The sequence below is a fragment of the Symbiopectobacterium purcellii genome, from assembly GCF_019797845.1.
In the GTDB taxonomy this organism is placed as follows: Bacteria; Pseudomonadota; Gammaproteobacteria; order Enterobacterales; family Enterobacteriaceae; genus Symbiopectobacterium; species Symbiopectobacterium purcellii.
Window position 1 is genome coordinate 1118127 of the sequence record NZ_CP081864.1, and the last position, 24009, is coordinate 1142135.

The 24009-nt window shown below is 55.1% G+C and carries 21 protein-coding genes; 13 read left to right on the plus strand and 8 right to left on the minus strand.

What is annotated here, in order from left to right; translation table 11 throughout:
* Positions 1–199 precede the first annotated feature (199 nt).
* The 11 genes from nnr to K6K13_RS05340 all read left to right on the plus strand — a co-directional run bounded on the left by nnr (position 200) and on the right by K6K13_RS05340 (position 12602).
* Positions 200–1726, plus strand: coding sequence for a bifunctional ADP-dependent NAD(P)H-hydrate dehydratase/NAD(P)H-hydrate epimerase (gene nnr / locus K6K13_RS05290; protein ID WP_222159840.1), 1527 nt, complete (start codon positions 200–202; stop codon positions 1724–1726).
* Entirely contained in the window at positions 1723–2205 is a 483-nt protein-coding gene (gene tsaE / locus K6K13_RS05295; RefSeq protein ID WP_222159841.1) for a tRNA (adenosine(37)-N6)-threonylcarbamoyltransferase complex ATPase subunit type 1 TsaE, read from the plus strand. The genes nnr and tsaE overlap by 4 nt, the downstream gene beginning before the upstream one ends.
* Complete coding sequence (gene amiB / locus K6K13_RS05300; RefSeq protein WP_222159842.1) at positions 2202–3875, plus strand: N-acetylmuramoyl-L-alanine amidase AmiB; 1674 nt, start codon at positions 2202–2204, stop codon at positions 3873–3875. The genes tsaE and amiB overlap by 4 nt, the downstream gene beginning before the upstream one ends.
* A 42-nt stretch (positions 3876–3917) precedes the next feature.
* Entirely contained in the window at positions 3918–5831 is a 1914-nt protein-coding gene (gene mutL / locus K6K13_RS05305; RefSeq protein WP_222159843.1) for a DNA mismatch repair endonuclease MutL, read from the plus strand.
* On the plus strand, positions 5828–6772 hold the full coding sequence (miaA, locus tag K6K13_RS05310; RefSeq protein WP_222159844.1) for a tRNA (adenosine(37)-N6)-dimethylallyltransferase MiaA: 945 nt from the start codon (positions 5828–5830) through the stop codon (positions 6770–6772). Before mutL ends, miaA begins: the two co-directional genes overlap by 4 nt.
* Before the next feature lie 149 nt (positions 6773–6921).
* On the plus strand, positions 6922–7221 hold the full coding sequence (hfq, locus tag K6K13_RS05315; RefSeq protein WP_222159845.1) for an RNA chaperone Hfq: 300 nt from the start codon (positions 6922–6924) through the stop codon (positions 7219–7221).
* A gap of 92 nt (positions 7222–7313) precedes the next feature.
* Positions 7314–8594, plus strand: coding sequence for a ribosome rescue GTPase HflX (gene hflX / locus K6K13_RS05320; protein ID WP_222159846.1), 1281 nt, complete (start codon positions 7314–7316; stop codon positions 8592–8594).
* A gap of 91 nt (positions 8595–8685) precedes the next feature.
* Positions 8686–9933 carry an FtsH protease activity modulator HflK gene (hflK, locus tag K6K13_RS05325; protein ID WP_222159847.1) on the plus strand — a complete coding sequence of 416 codons (1248 nt, stop codon included), beginning with the start codon at positions 8686–8688 and terminating at the stop codon, positions 9931–9933.
* Between the two features lie 2 nt (positions 9934–9935).
* Entirely contained in the window at positions 9936–10925 is a 990-nt protein-coding gene (hflC, locus tag K6K13_RS05330; protein WP_222159848.1) for a protease modulator HflC, read from the plus strand.
* Between the two features lie 79 nt (positions 10926–11004).
* Positions 11005–11205 (plus strand): DUF2065 domain-containing protein, encoded by a 201-nt coding sequence (locus K6K13_RS05335; RefSeq protein WP_222159849.1) that lies wholly within the window; start codon positions 11005–11007, stop codon positions 11203–11205.
* Positions 11206–11303: 98 nt separating this feature from the next.
* A complete protein-coding gene (locus tag K6K13_RS05340) occupies positions 11304–12602 on the plus strand; it encodes an adenylosuccinate synthase (protein ID WP_222159850.1) in 1299 nt (432 codons plus the stop codon).
* A 57-nt stretch (positions 12603–12659) separates the two neighbouring features.
* Here K6K13_RS05340 and mpl read toward each other — a convergent pair whose 3' ends face one another.
* Positions 12660–14051: a UDP-N-acetylmuramate:L-alanyl-gamma-D-glutamyl-meso-diaminopimelate ligase gene (mpl, locus tag K6K13_RS05345; protein WP_222159851.1), complete on the minus strand. Its 1392-nt coding sequence runs from the start codon at positions 14049–14051 to the stop codon at positions 12660–12662.
* 166 nt (positions 14052–14217) lie between these two features.
* Between mpl and fbp the strand changes: the two genes are divergently transcribed.
* Positions 14218–15222 (plus strand): class 1 fructose-bisphosphatase, encoded by a 1005-nt coding sequence (gene fbp / locus K6K13_RS05350; protein WP_222159852.1) that lies wholly within the window; start codon positions 14218–14220, stop codon positions 15220–15222.
* Between the two features lie 96 nt (positions 15223–15318).
* Here fbp and ruvX read toward each other — a convergent pair whose 3' ends face one another.
* The 7 genes from ruvX to metK form a co-directional block, all read right to left on the minus strand.
* On the minus strand, positions 15319–15747 hold the full coding sequence (gene ruvX, locus K6K13_RS05355; protein ID WP_222159853.1) for a Holliday junction resolvase RuvX: 429 nt from the start codon (positions 15745–15747) through the stop codon (positions 15319–15321).
* The gene (locus K6K13_RS05360) at positions 15747–16310 is read right to left on the minus strand and encodes a YqgE/AlgH family protein (RefSeq protein ID WP_222159854.1); all 564 of its coding nucleotides are present in this window, start codon (positions 16308–16310) and stop codon (positions 15747–15749) included. Before K6K13_RS05360 ends, ruvX begins: the two co-directional genes overlap by 1 nt.
* Before the next feature lie 164 nt (positions 16311–16474).
* Entirely contained in the window at positions 16475–17434 is a 960-nt protein-coding gene (gene gshB, locus K6K13_RS05365; RefSeq protein WP_222159855.1) for a glutathione synthase, read from the minus strand.
* A gap of 12 nt (positions 17435–17446) precedes the next feature.
* Positions 17447–18181 carry a 16S rRNA (uracil(1498)-N(3))-methyltransferase gene (gene rsmE / locus K6K13_RS05370; protein ID WP_222159856.1) on the minus strand — a complete coding sequence of 245 codons (735 nt, stop codon included), beginning with the start codon at positions 18179–18181 and terminating at the stop codon, positions 17447–17449.
* Positions 18182–18303: 122 nt separating this feature from the next.
* A complete protein-coding gene (gene endA / locus K6K13_RS05375; protein ID WP_222159857.1) occupies positions 18304–19002 on the minus strand; it encodes a deoxyribonuclease I in 699 nt (232 codons plus the stop codon).
* A 102-nt stretch (positions 19003–19104) separates the two neighbouring features.
* Positions 19105–19617, minus strand: coding sequence for a SprT family zinc-dependent metalloprotease (locus tag K6K13_RS05380; protein ID WP_222159858.1), 513 nt, complete (start codon positions 19615–19617; stop codon positions 19105–19107).
* 227 nt (positions 19618–19844) lie between these two features.
* Positions 19845–20996: a methionine adenosyltransferase gene (gene metK / locus K6K13_RS05385; protein WP_222159859.1), complete on the minus strand. Its 1152-nt coding sequence runs from the start codon at positions 20994–20996 to the stop codon at positions 19845–19847.
* 1014 nt (positions 20997–22010) lie between these two features.
* Between metK and speA the strand changes: the two genes are divergently transcribed.
* A complete protein-coding gene (gene speA / locus K6K13_RS05390) occupies positions 22011–23987 on the plus strand; it encodes a biosynthetic arginine decarboxylase (RefSeq protein WP_222159860.1) in 1977 nt (658 codons plus the stop codon).
* The last annotated feature ends 22 nt before the right edge of the window (positions 23988–24009 follow it).

Genomic DNA, 24009 nt, shown 5'->3' on the forward strand with positions numbered 1-24009 from the left:
AACCATTTGGGAGAGATAAACACGGCTATTTTATCACATCGACTGACGGACGTCTGTGCGCTGAGGATCATCGATGCCATGCGACATTTACCCTATAGGTTTCTGGCGACCGGTATCAGACCTTGCTAAGTTGAGACATAAAGATAACCATGCGTTATTCGTTTTTGCTACAAGCGCTTATGTTGCCCGGGAGGAACTCATGCCCTATACCGTACCTGCTCATCAGCGAAGGCTACCAGACCGCGTTTATCCACCCGATTGGCTGCGCCGCGAAGAGCCTGATGCCGCGCAGCAAACGGGGATAACGCTCTATGCGTTGATGCAACGTGCCGGCGAAGCCGCTTACCAACATGCCCGTCGCTGCTACCCGAATGCGCGCCGTTGGCTGGTGCTGTGCGGACAGGGTAACAACGGCGGCGATGGCTATGTGGTGGCTACGCTGGCTCGCGCCGCAGGGATTGACACCACCGTGGTCGCGTGCCGGTCTGCACGGCCTCTGCCAGAGGAAGCGCAGTGTGCCTACGCGACATGGCAGAAGGCGGGGGATGTGGCATTAACGCCCGACGACCCCTGGCCTGACGGAATCGATTTGATTATCGACGGCCTGCTGGGGACTGGGTTATCCTCCGCGCCGCGTGCCCCGTATGAGGCGTTGATCGCACGTGCTAATGCCCACGCTGCGCCGGTGCTGGCGCTGGATATTCCCTCCGGGTTGAATGCGCAAACTGGCGCCTGTGCCGGAGAGGCGATCGTTGCTGCCTGCACCGTTACCTTTATTGCGCTAAAACCCGGGCTGTTAACGGGCAGGGCGCGCGCTTGTGTCGGTGCGTTACACTATGCGGATTTGGGCCTGTCCACCTGGTTGCAGCAGCATCCCGCGCCGATGCGACGTTTATCCCGTGAACATTTACCGGGCTGGCTAACGCCGCGTTCGCCGCTGGAGCACAAAGGCGAACACGGTCGATTGCTGCTGGTGGGGGGCAATGCCGGGATGGGCGGGGCGATTGCGATGGCGGGAGAAGCCGCATTGCGCAGCGGTGCGGGATTGGTGCGAGTACTCACTCACACGCAATACGCCGCGGCGCTGCTGATGGCGCGCCCGGAACTGATGGTGCACGCGCTGAGTGATACCACGCTGCGTGAAGGACTTGACTGGGCCGACGTGGTGGTGATTGGGCCGGGACTGGGGCAAGATAGCTGGGCGAAAAGCGCCCTGCGCGCCGTGGAAAATTGTAACAAACCCATGCTATGGGATGCGGATGCGCTAAACCTGCTGGCAATGAGCCCTTTTAAACGTCAAAATCGTATTTTAACCCCACATCCGGGGGAAGCGGCCCGCCTGCTGAATTGCCGAGTGGCTGAGATTGAAAGTGATCGCTTACTTGCTGCCCGGAAACTGGTACAACGCTATGGCGGTACGGTCGTGCTAAAAGGTGCAGGTACCGTGATTGCCGATGAGTCTGATGCGCTGGCGCTGGCTGACGTCGGCAATCCTGGCATGGCGAGCGGCGGTATGGGCGACGTATTGTCTGGTATTATTGGCGCATTGCTTGGACAAAAATTGTCACGCTATGCGGCAGCTTGCGCAGGCTGCGTGGTGCACGGTGCAGCGGCCGATGCGCTGGCTGAGCAGCACGGCACGCGAGGGATGTTGGCAACCGATTTGATGCCAGTATTGTCCCGCTATGTTAATCCTGAGTGGATACCCTTAGAAAAGACAGAATGAAAAAAGTAGATTTTCCGCTGCCGGATGAGGCAGCTACCATCGCATTAGGGGCATCGTTGGCGCAGGCCTGTGACAGCGCATGCAGTATTTATCTTTTTGGCGATCTGGGTGCCGGTAAAACCACGTTCAGTCGTGGTTTCCTTCAGGCACGCGGTCACCAGGGCAATGTGAAAAGCCCCACGTATACGCTGGTCGAGCCGTACGCGCTGTCACCGCTGGCGGTGTATCATTTTGACCTTTACCGTCTGGCAGATCCTGAAGAGCTAGAGTTTATGGGGATCCGCGACTACGTGACGCAGGATGCCATCTGCCTGATTGAGTGGCCGCAGCAGGGAGACGGTATTCTCCCCAGTGCCGATCTTGAAGTGCATCTGAACTATGAAGCGCAAGGGCGGCATGCGCAGCTGATTGCCATATCGGCGCTGGGTGAACATATTCTGGCGCAGATTCCTTCTCTGCCGGAGAGTGAAACGCCATGATGAAACGCGTGCTCGCTCTGGTGATGTGGGCTGGGCTGCTGCTGGCCAGTACGGGTTGGGCCGCCAACCTTTCTGATATCAAGGTGGAAAACGGTGATAATCAGGCAACGGTCAGCCTGAATTTCAGCGGACAGCCAATCTATGCCTTTTTCCCGCTAAACAACCCGGATCGGGTGGTGATCGACATCCGGCAGACTGGTGTGGTTCAAGGGTTGCCGCTGGAGTTCAGTGGGCAAAACATTATCAAACGCATTCGTACCAGCCAGGCGAAGGATGCACAGAGCCTGCGACTGGTGCTGGATTTGACCCAACCGGCCAAAACGCGCGCTTCGACACAGAAAGCTGGCGCCGGCTTTAACGTGGTGTTTACCGTTGCCGGTCAGCAGAAAGCGAAGGTGGCTAAAGCGCCGACAGCGGCTCCCGTGACGCGTGAAACCCGTAACACGGCACCGGTTGAATCGGGTGGTAATCCGTTTAACAACAAACCTACCGTGGTGGTGAACAGCAATGCCTCAGCGCGTGCAGCAACGCCGCGTTCTGGCGGTGCCAGCGAACCGGTGATCGTCGCCATTGATGCCGGACACGGTGGACAGGACCCCGGTGCCATTGGGCCTTCTGGCTTGCGCGAGAAAAACGTGACGCTGGCGATTGGGCGCAAATTGCACACCCTGCTTAATAGCGATCCTAATTTTAAAGGCGTGATGACGCGTGACGGCGATTACTTTGTCTCTGTCATGGGACGCTCCGATGTGGCGCGCAAGCAAGGTGCCAACCTGCTGGTCTCCATTCACGCGGATGCCGCGCCAAACCGTGGGGCTTCCGGCGCTTCCGTATGGGTGCTCTCCAACCGGCGTGCTAACAGTGAGATGGCCAACTGGCTGGAACAACACGAGAAGCAGTCGGAACTGCTGGGTGGCGCAGGGGATCTGCTGGCAAACAACAGTGCCGATCCTTACCTGAGTCAGGCAGTGCTGGATTTGCAGTTCGGTCACTCTCAGCGCGTCGGTTATGACGTGGCGGTCAAAGTGTTGCAGGAAATGCAGCGCGTCGGGTCGTTGCACAAACGCCGCCCGGAGCACGCCAGCCTGGGTGTACTGCGCTCGCCGGATATTCCCTCGTTGCTGGTGGAAACGGGCTTTATCAGCAACCTGACCGAGGAGCGTCTGCTGGGAAGCAGCGATTATCAGGATAAAATCGCCACAGCGATCTACCGGGGGTTGCGCAGCTATTTCCAGGCGCATCCAGTACAATCCGTCCCAAAGCAGGAAAACCGACCGGTCGTACAGCCGGTCAACCGTAAGGCTGGGACGCCCATAACCTCGGCATCCAGTAGTACCGCGGTTACGCACCATTCTGTGGCGCGCGGTGAGTCTCTTTCGGGTATTGCAGCGCGTTACGGCGTCAGTATGGCGGCATTGCGTAGTGAGAATAATCTGAAAAAAGACGGCGTCTGGGTGGGGCAGAAGTTGCGTATCCCGGCGGGGGCTCGCACATCGACGGCCCCGGTACCGCGTACCGCCGTTCCGGTCAAACATAAAGTGGTAAAAGGAGATAGCCTGAGTGCCATTGCCATGCGATATGGTGTAAGTATGAAGGAGATCCAACGTGCCAATGACATGACGTCCGGCACGGTACAACTTGGGCAGACGCTGATTATCCCGTCAGCCTGATGCCGTTCGCGACGCGCGTGCGTCAATAACAGAGGAACTCGCATGCCGATTCAGGTTTTGCCTCCCCAACTGGCTAACCAGATTGCCGCCGGAGAAGTGGTGGAACGCCCTGCTTCTGTGGTGAAGGAACTGGTGGAGAACAGTCTCGATGCCGGGGCGACCCGAATTGATATTGATATCGATCGCGGCGGGGCAAAACGTATTCGGATTCGTGATAACGGCACAGGAATTGGCAAAGACGATCTGGCCTTAGCGCTGGCACGTCATGCGACCAGCAAAATTGCCACGCTGGACGATCTCGAAGCGATCATCAGCCTGGGTTTTCGCGGCGAGGCGCTGGCGAGTATCAGTTCGGTTTCGCGCTTAACGCTGACGTCCCGCACGGCGGATCAGAATGAAGCATGGCAGGCCTATGCGGAAGGCCGTGATATGGCGGTGACGGTAAAACCGGCGGCACACCCGGTGGGTACCACGCTGGAAGTGCTCGATCTATTTTACAACACCCCCGCGCGGCGCAAATTCATGCGCACAGAAAAGACAGAATTCGCACATATCGATGAAGTGGTGCGCCGCATCGCGCTGGCGCGCTTCGATGTGGCGATCACCCTCAACCATAATGGTAAAACGATCCGCCAATACCGTGCCGCGTCGGACGCCTCACAGCATGAACGCCGCGTCGGCAGCATTTGTGGGCCGCTGTTTTTGCAACACGCGCTGCGTATTTCCTGGCAGCACGGCGATTTATCCATTCACGGCTGGGTGGTCGATCCCGAGGGCGCAAAGCAACTGACCGACATGCAGTATTGCTATGTCAATCAACGCATGATGCGCGATCGGCTCATCAATCACGCTATCCGTCAGGCCTACCAGGACAGTTTGCACGGTGAACAGCAGCCCGCCTACCTGCTGTTTCTCGAAGTGGATCCGCATCAGGTTGATGTCAATGTGCATCCGGCTAAGCACGAAGTGCGTTTCCATGAGTCGCGTCTGGTGCACGATTTTATCTATCAGGCGGTGGTGAGTGTATTACAGCAGGCGTCTGAGCTGCCGTTGGCGACGGTGGCCTTTGACGCGGCAACCGAGGCCATCGCGTGGCAGCCGGAAACTCGTATCGCCGCAGGAGAAAACCAGTTTGCGCAGCCCGCACGCCCTGTGGAGCATGCACCGCCGCAAGCAGCAAGCGTTCCTACACGCCAGATGAAGGAGAGTGCCCCGGCCTATCAGTCACGCGGTGCTCAAACACAAGGGCGGGGACCTATGCCCAATGCTGGCGCGCCCTATCAGAAAAAGCAGGGTGAGCTTTACCAGACCCTCTTGAAACCCGCATCGGTCGCGGAGGCGGTTCAAGAACCCAACAACACCGCCGTGGCGGCAGCTGTGCCGGATTTTGAACCGGCCAGCGTGACGCAAGGCTTTGGCCGTCTGTTAACTGTATTTCCGCCCAGCTTCGCGCTGGTGGAATATCAGCACGGGTTGGCGATGGTGTCACTGACGCACGCCGAGCGTTACCTCAAGCGCGCGCAGCTGTTACCGCCGGAACAAGGGTTGCGTCCTCAGCCATTATTGATTCCACAGCGTTTGACCGTGGAAAAAAATGAACGCGAAGCGCTGCTGCATCATCAGGCGTTATTGGCACAGTTTGGTATCGATATCGCGCTGGAGTCTCAGAGAGCGCTACTGCGCGCTGTACCTTTACCATTGCGCCAACAAAATTTACAAAACTTGATCTCTGAACTGTTAGGCTATCTTGCGCTGCAACCTGCATGCACGGCTGAGCAACTGGCGACCTGGTTGTCGGAACAACTGCACAGCGACCACGAGCGTTGGAGCCAGGCGCAGGCGATACAACTGTTGACGGAAATAGAGCGACTTTGTCCGGGGCTGGCGAAACAGCCGCCCGCATCGCTGTTGCAGCGGGTTAGCGTGGAAGATGCCATTAAGGCTTTGAAAGTATGACTGAATTATCGAGCGCGCCCCTTCCCCCGGCGATTTTTATCATGGGACCGACGGCTTCAGGAAAAACTGCGCTGGCGATGGCGTTGCGACAATCGTTGCCCGTTGAGTTGATTAGTGTGGACTCCGCCCTTATCTATAAAGGAATGGATATCGGCAGTGCCAAACCCAGCGCTGAGGAGCTGGCGCAGGCGCCGCACCGTCTGATCAATATTCTTGATCCGACGCAGGCTTATTCTGCCGCGGATTTTCGCCGCGATGCGTTGCGGGAGATGGCGGAAATTACCGCTGCCGGGCGCATTCCCCTGTTGGTGGGGGGAACCATGCTGTACTTCAAGGCGCTGCTGGAGGGGTTGTCACCGTTGCCGTCAGCCGACATGGCCGTGCGCCAGCGCATCGAAGCGCAGGCGCGTGAGCAAGGGTGGGAAGCGCTTCACCGCCAATTGTGTGAGATTGATCCCGTTGCAGCGGCTCGGATTCATCCAAATGATCCGCAGAGACTGTGTCGGGCACTGGAAGTTTTTTTCGTTTCAGGTAACACTTTAACAGAGCTGACAAAAACAGCGGGTGAGGCGTTGCCTTACCGTGTGCATCAGTTTGCCATTGCACCGGTGACGCGCGAGCTGTTGCACGAACGCATTGCGTTGCGTTTTCAGCAGATGCTGGCGGCAGGATTTGAGACGGAAGTCCGTTCGCTCTTTGCCCGGGGCGATTTACATCAGGATTTGCCGTCTGTTCGTTGCGTTGGTTATCGCCAGATGTGGTCATATTTATCCGGCGAGTATGATTACGATGAGATGGTGTTCCGTGGTATCTGTGCGACACGTCAGTTGGCGAAGCGTCAAATGACCTGGCTGCGCGGTTGGGACGGCGTTCATTGGTTGGACAGTGAAAAACCGCAGGATGCGTTTGAACGTGTGATGGCGGTGGTACAGGCACCTTGATGTGCGGGTTTATTATACGCGCATAGTTAGTGCATAGGGTGGCCGATTGTGTACAATTGGCGAGTCTCAGCGCACAAGTTTTTTACATCATTATTTTAGAGCCTTGGGGTTCTTTGTTACAAACAACAAGCAAATAAGGAAAATATAGAATGGCTAAGGGGCAATCTTTGCAAGACCCGTTCCTGAACGCGCTGCGTCGCGAACGTGTTCCGGTTTCTATTTATTTGGTGAATGGTATCAAGTTGCAGGGCCAGATCGAGTCTTTCGATCAGTTCGTTATCTTGTTGAAAAACACGGTTAGCCAGATGGTGTATAAGCACGCTATCTCCACCGTGGTGCCGTCTCGTCCGGTTTCTCATCACAGCAATAACCCTGGCACCAGCAACTACCATGGTGGTTCGTCTGCAAATCAGCAGTCGTCGGCGCAGGATAGTGATGACGCGGAATAACGCGTATTGCGCTTTCACCCCGATGGGGAGCTTGTACACATCGCTAGCGCTTGCCACCAGGGTGTTTTTCGTTTGTTTGAGAGGTTGCACGTTTGTTTGACCGTTATGAAGCCGGTGAACGGGCCGTATTGGTTCATATTTATTTTTCGCAAGACAGAGATACGGACGATTTGCTGGAGTTTGAATCTCTGGTTTCCTCCGCCGGTATCGAGTCATTGCAGGTGATCACCGGTAGCCGCAAGGCACCGCACTCCAAATATTTTGTGGGTGAAGGCAAGGCGGAAGAAATTGCACAGGCGGTGAAAGCCACCGATGCCTTTGTTGTGCTGTTCAATCATGCGCTGACGCCTGCTCAGGAGCGTAACCTTGAGCGTTTGTGCGAATGCCGTGTTATCGACAGAACCGGATTGATTCTGGATATTTTTGCCCAGCGTGCGCGTACCCACGAGGGGAAATTGCAGGTTGAACTGGCGCAGTTGCGTCACCTTGCCACACGTTTGGTGAGGGGATGGACGCACCTTGAGCGTCAGAAAGGGGGGATTGGCCTGCGTGGGCCGGGTGAAACCCAGCTCGAAACCGACCGTCGCTTGTTGCGTAACCGTATTAGCCAGATCCTCTCTCGCCTTGAGCGCGTGGAGAAGCAGCGTGAACAAGGGCGTCGTGCCCGAACGCGTGCGGATGTGCCTACGGTTGCGCTGGTGGGCTATACCAACGCCGGAAAATCCACCCTGTTTAACGAAATGACAGCTGCAGGTGTTTATGCTGCCGATCAGTTGTTTGCCACACTGGATCCTACGCTGCGACGGATTAATGTTGTGGATGTCGGGGACACGGTGTTGGCCGATACCGTAGGATTTATTCGTCACTTGCCGCACGATTTGGTGGCGGCGTTTAAAGCGACATTGCAGGAAACGCGGCAGGCGTCGTTGTTGCTGCACTTAGTGGACGCTGCCGATCCTCGTATCGACGAGAATATTGCAGCGGTAAACGAGGTGTTGGCAGAAATCGAGGCTGATGAGATTCCTGTACTGCTCGTGATGAACAAAATCGACATGCTGGACGGTTTCGTTCCGCGTATCGATCGCAACGAAGAGAATGTGCCGGTCAGGGTATGGCTTTCTGCTCAGACGGGTGACGGGATTTCGTTGTTATTTCAGGCATTGACGGAGCGGCTATCAGGGGACATCGCACATTATTCTCTGAGCCTTCCTCCGCAGGCAGGACGCCTTCGTAGTCGTTTTTACCAGCTTCAGGCAATAGAAAAAGAATGGATTGAGGAAGACGGCCGCATGGGGCTTATCGTGCGTATGCCGATGGTGGACTGGCGTCGTCTTTGCAAACAAGAGCAAGAACTCGCGGATTATGTGGTTTGAGACTGACCTGTTGGTCAGTCTCGGCACGGTTCTGCGGACTCTGGGATATTGAACCTGAAGAACACCAATCATAAAAGAATGGAGCTAAAACATGGCGTGGAATCAGCCCGGTAATAACGGACAGGACCGCGACCCGTGGGGGAGCAGCAATAATCAAGGCGGCAACTCTGGCGGAAACAATAATAAAGGCGGCCGGGATCAGGGTCCTCCCGATCTGGATGATATCTTCCGCAAGCTGAGCAAAAAGCTGGGCGAACTGGGCGGAAGCAGGAATTCAGGTAACGGCGGCGGCACCTCTGGCAGCGGTCTGGGTGGCCGGGTCGTGGGTATTGTCGCGGTAGCTGCCGTGGTGATTTGGGCGGCGAGCGGCTTTTACACCATCCGTGAAGCCGAGCGCGGTGTAGTGACACGCTTTGGCAAGTTCAGCCACCTGGTAGGGCCGGGTCTGAACTGGAAACCGACATTTATCGACTCGGTGCGTGCGGTAAACGTGGAATCGGTGCGTGAATTGGCCACCTCGGGCGTGATGTTGACGTCCGATGAAAACGTGGTGCGCGTAGAGATGAACGTTCAGTATCGTGTCACAGAGCCTGAGCGCTATCTGTTTAGCGTGACCAATGCCGATGACAGTCTGCGTCAGGCCACCGACAGCGCCCTGCGCGGCGTTATCGGTAAATACACCATGGACAAAATCCTCACTGAGGGACGCTCCATCGTGCGTACTGACACGCAACGCGTATTGGAAGAAACCATTCGTCCGTACAACATGGGGTTAACCCTGTTGGACGTTAACTTCCAGGCGGCGCGTCCGCCGGAGGAAGTGAAAGCCGCGTTTGATGACGCTATCGCGGCACGCGAGAACGAACAGCAATACATTCGTGAGGCCGAAGCCTACGCCAACGAAGTGCAACCGCGTGCGAACGGTCAGGCACAGCGTGTGCTGGAAGAGGCTCGTGCTTATCGCGCGCGCATCACGCTTGAAGCGCAGGGTGAAGTGGCGCGTTTTGCCAAGATTCTGCCGGAATACAAAGCCGCGCCAGAAATTACCCGCGAACGTCTGTATATCGAAAGCATGGAGCGCGTACTGGGACATACCCGGAAAGTGTTGGTTAATGACAAAGGCAACAGCCTGATGGTGCTGCCGTTGGATCAACTGATGCGCGGTCAGACAGGCAATGCTAGCGGTAACGCCACCAGTAACACGACGGCTGCGCCGATGCGTCTGCCCTCTGCACCGAACAACAACGGAGCAACCACCGGACAAACCCGTACCAGCACGGGTGGAACCGTCATGGACCAGCGTCGCGCAAACGCGCAGCGTGATTTTGGGAGAGAATAATAATGCGTAAGTCTATCGTTTTTATCCTCGTCCTGGTGCTGATGGCGCTGTATGCCTCAATGTTTGTGGTGCAGGAAGGCCAGCGCGGCATTGTGATGCGCTTTGGCAAAGTATTGCGCGATGATGAGAACAAGCCTGTTATCTATGTGCCAGGCTTGCAGTTTAAAGTACCGTTTATTGATACCGTGAAGATGCTGGATGCGCGCATTCAGACCATGGAAAACCAGGCTGATCGCTTCATCACTTCGGAGCAGAAAGACCTGATCGTGGATTCTTACATCAAATGGCGTATCAGTGATTTCAGCCGCTACTACCTGGCAACGGGCGGTGGTGATATTTCTCAGGCAGAAGTGCTGCTCAAACGTAAGTTCAGTGACCGCTTGCGTTCTGAAATCGGTCGTTTGGACGTGCGCGGTATTGTTACCGATTCCCGCGGTCGACTGATGTTGGACGTGCGTGATGCGCTGAATACCGGTACCGGTGAAACCACCGAAGCGGATAGTGCCATTGCCTCTGCTGCTGCACGCGTGGAGCAAGAGACCAAGGGTGCACAGCCGCATATCAACCCGAACAGTATGGCGGCTCTCGGTATTGAAGTGATCGATGTGCGTATCAAGCAGATCAACCTGCCGACGGAAGTGTCGGATGCGATCTTCGCCCGTATGCGTGCAGAACGTGAAGCGGTTGCCCGTCGTCACCGTTCTCAAGGTCAGGAACAGGCTGAGAAACTGAAAGCGGCGGCAGATTATTTGGTGACGCGCACCCTGGCCGAAGCGGAACGTGAAGCGCTGATCATGCGCGGTGAAGGGGATGCGGAAGCGGCCCGGTTGTTTGCCAACGCGTTTAGCGAAGATCCGAACTTCTATGCCTTTATCCGTAGCCTGCGTGCCTATGAAGCCAGCTTCAACGACAACCAGGACGTAATGGTGCTGAGCCCGGACAGCGATTTCTTCCGCTATATGCGTTCACCCGCGACCTCGCTTGCACGCTGATTAGTCTTACCGTTTTTCACCAAAAGCCCGTATGGTTATACGGGCTTTTTTAATGGCAAAATTTTCCATTGGAGTGGGTATGAGTATCACCATTTGGCTGGCACTGGGCCTGGTCTTGATTGTGGAAGGGCTGGGGCCGCTGCTGTTTCCTCGTATTTGGCGGCGCATTATTCTGGCAATGGCGCAGCAGCCAGACACGATTTTACGCCGTTGTGGCGGTGGATTAGTGGTTGCCGGCATTGTGATCTACTACATGTTGCGTCATCGCGCGGGAAGCTAAATGGTCTCAAAAAATGTGCGCAAAAGTATGCTAAAAGTACTGAAAGCAACCAAGTGAGATGATAGAATCCATTTTTAAGCAACCTGGTGATTCTTGAAATGGGTAAGAACGTCGTCGTACTGGGCACCCAATGGGGTGACGAAGGTAAAGGCAAGGTCGTTGACCTGCTGACTGAACGGGCTAAGTATGTTGTGCGCTACCAGGGTGGTCACAATGCTGGTCACACTCTGGTTATCAACGGTGAGAAAACCGTCCTCCACTTAATCCCCTCTGGCATCCTGCGTGAAAACGTGGTTAGCATCATCGGTAACGGTGTTGTGCTGGCCCCTGATGCATTGATGAAAGAGATGACCGCATTGGAAGCGCGCGGTGTTCCGGTACGCGAACGTCTGCTGCTTTCAGAAGCTTGTCCGCTGATTCTTCCTTATCACGTTGCGTTGGATAACGCGCGCGAAAAAGCACGTGGCGAGAAAGCTATCGGTACTACCGGTCGTGGTATCGGCCCGGCGTATGAAGATAAAGTGGCACGTCGTGGTTTGCGCGTGGGCGATCTGTTCGACAAGCAGACGTTTGCCGTCAAACTGAAAGAGATCGTCGAGTACCATAACTTCCAGTTGGTTAACTATTACAAAGTGGAAGCGGTGGACTACCAGAAAGTGCTGGATGACGTGCTGGCGATTGCCGATATTCTCACTGCTATGGTGGTGGATGTCTCCGATCTGCTGTTCAAAGCGCATCAACGTGGCGATCTGGTGATGTTCGAAGGCGCGCAAGGCACGCTGCTGGACATTGATCACGGTACCTATCCGTACGTCACCTCCTCTAACACCACGGCGGGCGGCGTTGCTACCGGTTCTGGCCTGGGGCCGCGTTACGTGGATTACGTGCTGGGTATCGTCAAAGCTTACTCTACCCGCGTGGGTGCAGGTCCATTCCCTACCGAACTGTTTGATGATGTTGGTGAACATCTGTCGCAGAAAGGCAACGAGTTTGGTGCAACCACTGGCCGTCGTCGCCGTACCGGTTGGCTGGATGCGGTTGCTGTGCGCCGTGCGGTACAGATCAACTCCCTGTCCGGTTTCTGCATGACCAAACTGGACGTGCTGGATGGTCTGAAAGAAGTGAAGATCTGCGTTGGCTATCGTATGCTGAACGGCGACGAAGTGGATGTGACGCCGCTGGCGGCTGAAGGTTGGGAAGGCATCGAGCCTATCTATGAAACCCTGCCAGGCTGGACGGAAAGCACCTTCGGTGTGCAAGATCACAGCAAACTGCCGCAGGCTGCGCTGGACTACATCAAGCGCGTGGAAGAAGTCACCGGAGTGCCGGTTGATATTATCTCCACCGGTCCTGACCGTAGCGAAACCATGATCCTGCGCGATCCGTTTGATGCGTAAATAACACTACGCGCATAAACGAAAAAAGGACGGGAAACCGTCCTTTTTTGTTGTATTTTACAGCGCGTCGCTTTCACCCTGAGCGGATGCCGCTTTCTTCTCCAACGCTGCCAACAGTGTGTTGTGAATATTCCCGAACCCACCGTTACTCATCACCAGAATATGATCGCCCGGTTGAGCGGTTTTGGCCATCATCTCGACCAGCGTGTCGATATCCGCGCTCCAGTGTGCCGGCTGCACACAGGCATCAGCCACTTCAACCACTTGCCACGGAATATGCTGCGGCTGGAACAGGAATACCTCGTCAGCACGCCCTAATGACGGCGCCAGCTCATTCTTGATAACCCCCATTTTCATGGTGTTTGAGCGCGGCTCCAGCACGGCCAGAATGCGTGCCGTTCCACCCACTTTACTGCGTAATGCCGCCAGCGTGGCGAGAATCGCCGTCGGGTGGTGCGCAAAATCGTCATAGACGCTGATATTGTTGACGGTACCGCGTAGTTCCAGGCGGCGACGGGCGTTAATAAACCCACCCAGCGCACGGCAAGCTTCGGCCGCGGGTACGCCGACATGGCGCGCCGCCGCGATGGCCATCAGCGCGTTGTGCATGTTGTGCTCGCCCACCAGCTTCCAGCGCACTTCGCCGACCCACTCATCATTCAGATAAACCTGAAATTCACTGGCATCGGTCGTGACCTTCTTCGCGTTCCACACACCGTCGTCGCCCACCAGTTCCTGCTCGCTCCAACAGCCCATGCCGATCACCTGCTTAAGGTGTAAGTCATTGTCAGGTATTATAATTTTTCCAGTCCCCGGCACCAGGCGAACCAGATGGTGGAACTGTTTCTGAATGGCTTTCAGATCGTCAAAGATATCGGCATGATCGAATTCCAGGTTGTTAAGAATCAGCGTGCGCGGCGCGTAGTGCACGAATTTCGAACGTTTGTCGAAGAACGCACAGTCATATTCGTCGGCTTCCACTACCATAAAGGTGCCGCCGCCCAGACGGGCAGAAACGGTGAAGTTGCCGGGTACCCCGCCGATGACGAATCCGGGCTGGTAGCCGCAGGCTTCCAGAATCCAGGTTACCATTCCGGCAGTGGTGGTTTTACCGTGTGTGCCCGCAACGGCAATCACCCAGCGTTCACGCAGCACGGCGTCATGCAGCCACTGCGGCCCAGAGACGTAGGGAATGTTTTTTTCCAGCACCGCTTCAACGCAGGGGTTGCCGCGGCTCATGGCGTTGCCGATGATCACCAAATCTGGCGCAGGGTCTAGCTGTGCGGGATCATATCCCTGAATGAGGCTGATGCCTTGTTCTTCCAGCAACGTGCTCATCGGAGGATAGACGTTGGCATCCGAACCGGTAACCTCATGTCCCAGTGAACGCGCGAGCAGTGCCAAACCGCCCATAAAGGTGCCGCAGATGCCCAAAATATGAATACGCATACATTTTCCATCAGTTCCTGAAAGTCTTCGCGTATTCTAGCGCCTGGATTACGCATAAGAAATGGATTTGACTAGGTGCGGCTTTCTGTTTGGGCTACACTGCATGCGCAAACATGAGCGGTGAAAATTGAAACCGCTTTTCATTCGTAGATTCTGGAATAGTGTTATGAAAACGTTAGGCGAATTTATCGTCGAAAAACAGCACGATTTCTCTCACGCAACCGGTGAACTGACCGCGCTGTTGTCCGCACTCAAACTTGGCGCCAAAATTATTCACCGTGATATCAACAAAGCTGGATTGGTTGATATCCTGGGAACCAGCGGCGTGTCGAACGTTCAGGGCGAAGTGCAGATGAAGCTGGATCTGTATGCCAATGAAAAACTGAAAGCGGCACTGAAAGCGCGTGGTGAAGTAGCGGGGATTGCCTCCGAAGAAGAAGATGAGATCGTCGTTTTTGAAGGCGACCGTGGTCTAAATGCCAAATATGTGGTGTTAATGGATCCGCTGGATGGTTCTTCCAACATTGATGTTAACGTATCTGTTGGCACCATCTTCTCCATTTATCGTCGTATTACCCCGTTGGGTACGCCGGTTACGGAAGCCGATTTCCTGCAACCGGGTAACAAACAGGTGGCAGCAGGGTATATCGTGTACGGTTCTTCAACCATGCTGGTGTATACCACCGGTCACGGCGTGCATGCCTTTACCTATGATCCTTCCCTGGGCGTTTTCTGCCTGTCGCACGAGCGTGTGCATTTCCCGGAAAAAGGGAACATGTACTCGATTAACGAAGGGAACTACATCAAATTCCCGCAAGGTGTGAAGAAATACATCAAGTATTGCCAGGAACAGGATGAAGCCACGCAGCGTCCTTACACCTCGCGCTATATCGGCTCACTGGTGGCGGATTTTCACCGTAACCTGCTGAAAGGCGGCATCTACTTGTATCCGAGCACCGCAAGCTATCCGAAAGGAAAACTGCGCTTACTGTACGAATGCAATCCGATGGCATTCCTGGCAGAACAGGCAGGCGGTAAAGCCAGCGATGGCGCACGCCGTATTCTTGATATTGTGCCGGAGAAATTGCACCAGCGCTGCCCGTTCTTTGTCGGCACCGAATCCATGGTGAACGACGTGGAACATTTCATCGCTGAGTTCCCGGACGAATAGCGACGGTTTGCACGAACGCCGCTGAGAGGTATTGCCATACCCTAGCGGCTTCGCGTGGCCAATATCCTTGCTGCGTGAAACTGACTGGGTATCGCTTTACTGCCCCGGCGTTTGACGACTGAACCAGCTTTCCAGAATAATGACGGCCGAGGTGGCATCCACCTGGCCTTTATTCAATGCGCGAAACCCGCCGCGTTCAAACAGGTCTGCCCGTGCTTCTACGGTGCTCAGACGTTCATCCTGTAGTTCGACCGGTTTGCCGAAACGACCGTGTAAGCGGTTGGCGAACTTGCGTGCTCTTGCTGTCAGCTCCTGCTCGCTGCCATCCATGTTCAGCGGTAATCCCACCACCAGTAAATCAGGCTGCCACTCGTTGATCACTTTTTCTACCTGATTCCAGTCAGGCACGCCATCCTGCGCCTTGAACGCGGTAAGCGGTCGCGCGGTGCCGGTGACCTCTTGGCCGATGGCTACGCCGATGCTTTTGGTGCCAAAATCGAAGGCCATCAGGGTTCGGTTGGTCATCAGGCATGCCCCGCATCGGCGACGATATTATGGATATCGATACCAATCCTTTTGGCTGCCATGCGCCAACGCTTGGCTATCGGGGTATGGAACAGGATATCGGCTTCTGCCGGGGCGGTGAGCCACACGTTCTCCAGCAGCTCAGTTTCCAATTGTCCCTGTTCCCAGCCGGAATAGCCCAAAGCAACCATCGTTTCTCGGGGCTGTGTCGGCGTGCCCAGTGTCTCCAGCACATCTTTTGACGTGGTAACCATCACATCGCTGGAAATACTGATGCTGGAGCCAAAACCCGATTGCGGCGTGTGCAGAATAAAACCACGATCGTCCGCCAGTGGACCACCGGAAAACACCGGTTTATCCAGACGAATATCGGGATCGCGCGGCGTTGGTTCGATATGCAGCTTGCTCAGGATATCTTCTACCGAAAATTGGTCCATCGGTTTGTTGACGATAAGCCCCATTGCGCCGTCTTCGTTGTGCTCGAAAATATAGATCAGGGCGCGTTTGAACACCGGGTCCTGAACGGCTGGCATGGCGATAAGAAAATGATGCTGTAAATTCATTGTGCGTGGTTATTCGCTCTTGTCAGGGAGAAGGGGAAGCCCGTGTTGCCACGGGCTGGTATCGGTGGATATCCCTCATGCTGGGCACCGCAATGCAAGATACCTTAACGCGAAGTGCCTTAACGTAGAGCACATTACTGCCAAGAACCTTAACGTTTAGAACATTAACGCTGGCGATCGGCCAGGCGGTGCTCAATGGCATCCATCAGCATACCGGTGATGGAAACATCAGGAAATGCCGCTTCGATTTCCCGCACGCAGGTAGGGCTGGTCACGTTGATTTCGGTCAGTCGATCGCCGATGACATCAAGACCGACAAAAATCAGCCCTTTCTGTTTCAACGTAGGTGCTACCGCACGAGCGATTTGCCAATCGCTTTCCGTCAGCGGGCGTGCTTCACCGCGTCCGCCTGCGGCCAGATTACCGCGCGTTTCCCCGCTTTTCGGGATACGCGCCAGGCAATAGGGCACGGGTTCGCCGTCCACCACCAGAATGCGTTTGTCACCGTCTTTGATGGCGGGCAGGTAGTTTTGCGCCATGCAATAGCGCTGGCCGTGTTCGGTCAGGGTTTCGATGATAACCGAAACGTTAGCGTCATCCTGTTTCAACCGGAAAATTGACGCGCCGCCCATACCATCCAGCGGTTTGAGGATCACATCACCATGCTGCTGGTGGAACTGACGCAGCTTGTCGGCGCGGCGCGTGACCAGCGTATCCGGCGTCAGGTGTGGGAACCAGGCGGTAAACAGCTTCTCGTTACAGTCACGCAGACTTTGCGGTTTGTTGACGATCAGCGTGCCTTTTTCTTCTGCCCGTTCCAGAATATAGGTGGCATAGATGAATTCGGTATCGAACGGCGGATCCTTACGCATCAGGACCGCATCCAGTTCGTGCAGGGCAATATCCTGCTCACCGTGAAAATCGTACCAGCCGTCATAGTCGTACTGTACGCTGAGGCGACGCGTGGTGGCACGGGCTTCACCGGCATGAAGATAGAGGTCGTTCATCTCCATGTAATGCAGCTCATAACCGCGGCGTTGCGCTTCTAACAGCATGGCAAAGCTGGTGTCTTTCTTGATGTTGATGGAATCGATAGGATCCATCACGATGCCGAGCTTGATCATGGTTTTTCTCCTTTACCCCACATCGCCGAAACGCACCTGTAAGGCGGTAATGGCGGTAAGTGCAGTCGTTTCAGTACGTAAAACGCGCGGCCCCAACAGAATGTCAGTGAAGTGGTGCTGGGCCGTCATCGCGATCTCATCGGCAGACAGGCCCCCTTCGGGACCAATGAGTAACCGAACGCGCGAGAGCGGTGCAGGCAGCGTATTAATGCTGTGCTTCGCGCGCGGGTGTAAATTCAATTTCAGCGCTTCATCGTGCTCGGTACACCACGCGTCGAGCGACATGGCGGGCCGGATTTCAGGGATCTTGTTTCGGCCACACTGTTCACAGGCGGCGATGGCGATTTTTTGCCACTGCGCGATTTTTTTCTCGAGTCGCTCACCGTCCAGCTTCACGCCGCAACGTTCAGAAAACAGCGGTGTGATGACATTAACCCCGAGCTCAATGGATTTTTGCACGGTGAACTCCATCTTCTCGCCGCGCGACATCACCTGACCCAGATGCAGATGGAGCGGTGACTCTTTGTCCTGCCAAACGCCAGGCTGCGTGCGGACGATAACCTGTTTTTTACTGACCGATAGGATCTCGGCGGCAAAAACGTGGTTGCTGCCGTCAAAAAGTTGCACTGCTTCGCCCGGATTCATGCGCAGCACGCGGCCCACATGATTGGCAGCATCGTCGCTTAATTCGATGTCACCCCCCGTGAGCGGCACGGTCGCGGGGTGAAAAATACGCGGTATTCGCATAGGTCTATCTTGGCCTTCGGTGATTCACAAGCGCGTGTCTGGCGGCGATGTTGCTACGTTATCGCCGCCGCAAATGTCGTGGTCAGCGGCGTTGGTTGAACGCTCTATAGTAGGTAGTGGAACTAGCGCTGGCAAGCCTGCTGAACGTAAGGATTATGATTTCCCTGCTGCTCGGCAATGCGCTGGTCACGGGTGCATTCCCAGGGGGTCACCGGGTAGCGCTTGTCCCATGCGGTAAACAATTGAGTTTGCTGGCTTGAAAGCCGCAGCTGGTAGCGATCGCGCATATAAAAATAGGTCCGGGCGATAGCCCCGCGTGCCCGCTCGGGCGGTTCTGCCAGCTTGTTTTTGAAATCAATCTTCATCGCGCATTGGCCGTATTGGCCTTCGCCACCGTTCCATTGGCCATACATGAAGTTACCGCGATCGCCATTCACCTCACCAACACTGGGTTGCAGGTTGTGCAGGTCGGTTTCCATGTCGCGATACACCTCATCGCGGGTACAGTTCTTTCTACCGCCGTCTTGCCAGCATTGGCGTTGATGGCCGAACTGCCAGGCCGGCACCACGTGTTCCCACTCGATACGCTGAGCACGATCGGCATTTTTGCGCACGGTATAACCGCAGGAGGCGAGGTCAGGGGTGCCTTTTTTGCCGTCCCAGGAGATACGACAACCGCAATAGAAGGAGCCGGGGGCGTCCTGATGAATTTGCGCGGCAATGGCTTTGGCCTGAGTGAAGTTATTGATGGTTTGCGCTGCGGCAAACGCCGAAAACAGTGCACCACTCAGTGTGGAAATAACAAGAATGTTGCGAAGCATGTTCCAAATCTACTCATTGGCGTAAAACGCGCAGAGTAGCGAACGTCGACCTGTCACGCAAATGGATACTGTGCATTTTGTTGTGCCGTGAGAGCGAAAGGCTCAGGTCTGTGGCACGGCGTCAAACTGGAGTGGTTTACCGCACTTCAGGCAGCTATAGGTGGCATCGCCACGTTGGGCACGGTAATGGCGACGTACGCTTAGCTGATGCTGCTGACAGGCGCAACGATAAGGGTAGGTTTTGCCCTGCACTGAGGCCGTGGCGAAGCGGTGCGTGCGTTTCGCCGGGGTTTGCAGAATCTGTTCCATCATCCAGCGCCATTCTTTGCCATGGGGCGCTACGCGACCGAAGCGGGCATACACCAGCAGATGAGCCAGTTCGTGGGGGACGACCTCATCAATGAAAGCCTGCTGGTTTTCCAGCAACAGCACCGGGTTCAGACGGATTTCCCATTGCTGGAGCCAGGCGGTCCCGGCGGTTGCTCCGCGCTGCTGATAGCTGACGCTGGGCTCCGAATACTGGCTGCCTAAGGCTTGATTAGCGAATTGCAGGCGTTCACGCAGACAGTGCATGACAGCGTTATGGAGCGCGATAGGGATGCGAGGCGAGTTCATGGGGTTGAGGATAGAACGAGTCCAAACGGGATGCAACTATACCCGTCATACTTCAAGTTGCAGATGCGTTGGCGGCGTTCGTTATTCGGCCCATCCCTGAGCCTCACCTCTTACGAGGCCGCCGCAGGCGGCGTTCAAATCTGTTCCAGACAGATTTGTCCTTCTCTTGCCGCCTTCCTGCAACCCGAATTATTTAGGGTATAAAAGCACGGAATGCCTTGTGGGTGTTACAGACCGGCAGAGGCGCGCAGTTGTGCGGCCTTGTCGGTTTTCTCCCACGGGAAGTGCTCGCGGCCAAAGTGACCGTAAGCGGCAGTTTCCTGATAAATCGGGTGCAGCAGATCGAGCATCTGGATCAACCCGTAAGGACGCAGATCGAAGAACTCGCGTACTAACTGAGTGAGGCGCTCTGCCGGGATTTTCTCTGTGCCAAAGGTTTCGATCATGATCGAGGTCGGTTCGGCAACGCCGATGGCGTAGGAAACCTGAATCTCACAGCGATCGGCCAAACCCGCAGCGATGATGTTCTTCGCCACATAACGCGCGGCATAGGCCGCAGAGCGGTCCACCTTGGACGGATCTTTACCGGAAAACGCACCGCCGCCGTGACGCGCGGCACCGCCGTAGGTATCCACGATAATTTTGCGACCGGTCAAACCGCAGTCACCCATCGGGCCACCGATAACAAAACGGCCTGTTGGGTTGATAAAGAATTTGGTGCTGGCAGAGAGCCATTCAGACGGCAGAACCGGCTTGATGATCTCTTCCATCACCGCTTCATGCAAATCGCTTTGCGCAATGTCTTCTGCGTGCTGTGTTGACAGGACTACCGCGTCAATACCGACAATTTTGCCGTCATCATATTGGAAGGTAACCTGGCTTTTTGCATCCGGGCGCAGCCACGGCAGCGTGCCGTTCTTGCGTACTTCAGCCTGACGCTGTACCAAACGGTGAGCGTAGGTGATAGGCGCTGGCATCAGTACATCGGTTTCATTGGTGGCATAACCGAACATCAGACCCTGATCGCCCGCACCTTGTTCCAGCGGATTGCTGCGATCGACGCCCTGATTGATATCTGGCGATTGTTTGCCGATGGCGCTTAACACGGCGCAGGAGTTGGCATCGAACCCCATCTCGGAGTTGACGTAACCAATCTCACGTACCGTACGACGCGTGATCTCTTCAATATCCACCCAGGCGCTGGTGGTGATCTCACCGCCCACTAACACCATACCGGTTTTCACGTAAGTCTCACAGGCGACGCGCGCCTTGGGGTCTTGTTCCAAAATGGCGTCAAGAACCGCATCAGAGATCTGGTCTGCAATCTTGTCCGGATGCCCTTCAGAAACGGATTCCGACGTAAAAAGGTGTTTAGCCATGCGTTTTTATACCTTCAAAGCAAATGCTGTAGTAGTCGCGATGTGTCAGTAAAACAGTATAGATGGATTAACATCTGGATGGCTATTCTAGGTCACTTGGCGGACGGATTACCAGCGGTTTTTTGTTTCAGGACAGCTATCATCGAAATATTGTATTGCCGTTTTCCCCGCCATACTTCAAGCACGCAGATGCGTTGGCTGCGTTCGTTATTCGGCCCATCCCTGGGCCTCACCTCTGATGAGGCCGCCGCACGCGGCGTTCAAATCTGCTCCCGGCAGATTTGTCACCCGAATCACTTGCTTGAGTAAGCTCATCGGGATAAATAAATCTCATCCCTGATGATTCACTCTACGGAACAGCACCTGCCGCCTTCCTGCAACTCGAATTTTTTAGGGTACAAAAGGTTGAAAAGTGATTTTCATTTTGCTTTTCCCCCCACATATCGGTATAAACGGCGAGCGGTCGCAGTGCGCCGTAATGCGTAGCGGAAAGGGTGTACGCTCCCTGTTTTTACCCATAGCCTGACCGCAATCGTTGCGGCGGCACGGAGGTGATAGGTTTAATGATCCACGGTTTGCCGAGTCCGTTGCAATCGCAACAGGTTTCTTTTGACGTATCGGCGTCAAATACTCAGCCTTTCTTTTTTTCTTCTCACTCTGCTGTTTCCCGAAGTCGCGTGTCCATGAGCTTAACGCAGGACTCCCGGGCAGGCTGATACGCCTATGTTCAGGGTTTTTGCCGCGTTTGCGTGCGTTGTCTTTCTCGTTTTTTAGGTGTGTAACCCAACGCGTGTGCTGCTGCCTTAGTCGCGCAGGCACGGATTGTTACGTTTTCTCTCGCGGGTGCGACGGAGTCTGCTAGCGTGTTTTACTACACTAATAAAGGTCACATAACGGCGGCATACTGCATGCAGCCAGTTTTTTCACTGCTGTTGCCATCAACGTGGATGGACGTAACACAGCGTTTTGGGACAGGTCGTAATGTGATGAGTGGAATGAATAAAGAGGTTCGTTATGTCTGACGATATGATTGAAAATGGCTCGTCAGCGACGGGTAAACGTGAATATTTGCGCTCTATGCAAGAGGTGGCCATGAATGACCGCAATGCCAGCGAGATGCTACGGACGTACAACATTGCCTGGTGGGGCAACAACTATTACGACGTGAACGAGTTGGGGCATATCAGCGTTTGCCCGGATCCGGACGTGCCTGAAGCCCGCGTCGATTTGGCGCGGCTGGTGAAAGAGATGCAGCAGGACAATCAGCGTTTGCCTGCGCTGTTCTGTTTTCCGCAAATCCTGCAACACCGTTTGCGTTCGATTAACGCCGCGTTTCGTCGTGCGCGTGAGTCCTTCGGCTATGAAGGCGGCTATTTCCTGGTGTATCCCATCAAGGTTAACCAGCATCGGCGTGTGATTGAATCGCTGGTGAATTCAGGTGAACCGCTGGGACTGGAAGCGGGCTCAAAAGCTGAATTGATGGCAGTGTTGGGACATGCGGGTATGACGCGCACGGTGATCGTGTGTAACGGTTACAAAGATCGCGAATACATCCGTCTGGCGCTGATCGGCGAGAAATTGGGGCACAAGGTGTATCTGGTCATCGAGAAGATGTCCGAGATTAAACTGGTGCTGGAAGAGGCCGAGCAACTCAACGTAGTGCCCCGCCTCGGCGTGCGTGCGCGTCTGGCCTCGCAAGGTTCTGGCAAGTGGCAATCCAGCGGCGGCGAAAAATCCAAATTTGGTCTGGCCGCCGTACAGGTTCTGCAACTGGTCGAGATGCTGCGCGAAGCAGGGCGTTTGGACAGCCTGCAACTGTTGCACTTCCATCTCGGCTCTCAGTTGGCCAATATTCGCGATATCGCCACGGGCGTGCGTGAATCTGCCCGTTTCTATGTGGAGCTGCACAAGCTGGGCGTCAACATTCAGTGTTTCGACGTCGGTGGTGGATTGGGCGTGGATTATGAGGGCACTCGTTCTCAGTCCGACTGCTCGGTAAACTATGGCCTGAACGAATACGCCAATAACGTGATTTGGGGCATTGGCGATGCCTGTAACGAGCATGGCTTGCCGCACCCGATGGTGATCACTGAATCCGGGCGTGCGGTGACCGCACACCACACGGTGCTGGTGTCCAATATCATTGGGGTAGAGCGCAACGAATTCAGCGAGCCGACGCCGCCGGAAGAGGACGATCCTCGTGCGTTGGAAAGCCTGTGGTCAACCTGGCAGGAGATCAAAATGCCGGGAACGCGGCGTTCCTTGCGTGAATGGTTGCACGACAGCCAGATGGATTTGCATGATGTGCATACTCAATATACGCACGGGATGTTAAATCTGACGCAGCGGGCAAAAGCGGAGCAACTTTATCTCAGCATCTGCCAGCAGATTCAGCAACAGCTTGATCCCAGCAACCGTGCGCACCGTCCAATCATCGACGAATTACAGGAGCGCATGGCGGATAAATTGTATGTGAATTTTTCGCTGTTCCAGTCGATGCCGGATGCGTGGGGGATCGATCAACTGTTCCCGGTGCTGCCGCTAGAAGGTCTGGACAAACTGCCTGAGCGCCGCGCTGTACTGCTGGATATTACCTGTGACTCGGATGGGACCATCGACCATTACATTGATGGTGATGGTATCGCGACCACCATGCCGATGCCGCCTTATGATCCGGAAAACCCGCCGCTGCTGGGCTTCTTTATGATTGGTGCCTATCAGGAAATCCTGGGCAACATGCATAACCTGTTTGGCGATACGGCGACGGTGGATGTTTACGTGTTCCAAGACGGCTCCATTGAACTGGAAGAGTCTGATGAAGGGAATACGGTGGCAGACATGCTGGAATACGTCCAGTTGGATCCCGAAGTTCTGATGGCCCGTTTCCGCGATCAGGTGAAGGAAACCAACCTGCCTGCCGACATTCAGTCGCAGTTCCTGGATGAGTTCGAAAGTGGGCTGTATGGCTACACTTACCTTGAAGATGCCTAATCTGAAGGCATAAGGAAGAAAA

Bases quoted from the DNA above. Each gene is read 5' to 3' on its own strand.
- K6K13_RS05360 (WP_222159854.1), bottom strand. From the start codon at position 16,310: ATGAATTTACAGCATCATTTTCTTATCGCCATGCCAGCCGTTCAGGAC.
- rsmE (WP_222159856.1), bottom strand. From the start codon at position 18,181: ATGCGAATACCGCGTATTTTTCACCCCGCGACCGTGCCGCTCACGGGG.
- metK (WP_222159859.1), bottom strand. From the start codon at position 20,996: ATGGCTAAACACCTTTTTACGTCGGAATCCGTTTCTGAAGGGCATCCG.
- mpl (WP_222159851.1), bottom strand. From the start codon at position 14,051: ATGCGTATTCATATTTTGGGCATCTGCGGCACCTTTATGGGCGGTTTG.
- K6K13_RS05340 (WP_222159850.1), top strand. From the start codon at position 11,304: ATGGGTAAGAACGTCGTCGTACTGGGCACCCAATGGGGTGACGAAGGT.
- K6K13_RS05335 (WP_222159849.1), top strand. From the start codon at position 11,005: ATGAGTATCACCATTTGGCTGGCACTGGGCCTGGTCTTGATTGTGGAA.
- nnr (WP_222159840.1), top strand. From the start codon at position 200: ATGCCCTATACCGTACCTGCTCATCAGCGAAGGCTACCAGACCGCGTT.
- hflC (WP_222159848.1), top strand. From the start codon at position 9,936: ATGCGTAAGTCTATCGTTTTTATCCTCGTCCTGGTGCTGATGGCGCTG.
- miaA (WP_222159844.1), top strand. From the start codon at position 5,828: ATGACTGAATTATCGAGCGCGCCCCTTCCCCCGGCGATTTTTATCATG.
- hfq (WP_222159845.1), top strand. From the start codon at position 6,922: ATGGCTAAGGGGCAATCTTTGCAAGACCCGTTCCTGAACGCGCTGCGT.
- mutL (WP_222159843.1), top strand. From the start codon at position 3,918: ATGCCGATTCAGGTTTTGCCTCCCCAACTGGCTAACCAGATTGCCGCC.
- speA (WP_222159860.1), top strand. From the start codon at position 22,011: ATGTCTGACGATATGATTGAAAATGGCTCGTCAGCGACGGGTAAACGT.
- fbp (WP_222159852.1), top strand. From the start codon at position 14,218: ATGAAAACGTTAGGCGAATTTATCGTCGAAAAACAGCACGATTTCTCT.
- K6K13_RS05380 (WP_222159858.1), bottom strand. From the start codon at position 19,617: ATGAACTCGCCTCGCATCCCTATCGCGCTCCATAACGCTGTCATGCAC.
- tsaE (WP_222159841.1), top strand. From the start codon at position 1,723: ATGAAAAAAGTAGATTTTCCGCTGCCGGATGAGGCAGCTACCATCGCA.
- gshB (WP_222159855.1), bottom strand. From the start codon at position 17,434: ATGATCAAGCTCGGCATCGTGATGGATCCTATCGATTCCATCAACATC.
- hflK (WP_222159847.1), top strand. From the start codon at position 8,686: ATGGCGTGGAATCAGCCCGGTAATAACGGACAGGACCGCGACCCGTGG.
- endA (WP_222159857.1), bottom strand. From the start codon at position 19,002: ATGCTTCGCAACATTCTTGTTATTTCCACACTGAGTGGTGCACTGTTT.
- amiB (WP_222159842.1), top strand. From the start codon at position 2,202: ATGATGAAACGCGTGCTCGCTCTGGTGATGTGGGCTGGGCTGCTGCTG.
- ruvX (WP_222159853.1), bottom strand. From the start codon at position 15,747: ATGACCAACCGAACCCTGATGGCCTTCGATTTTGGCACCAAAAGCATC.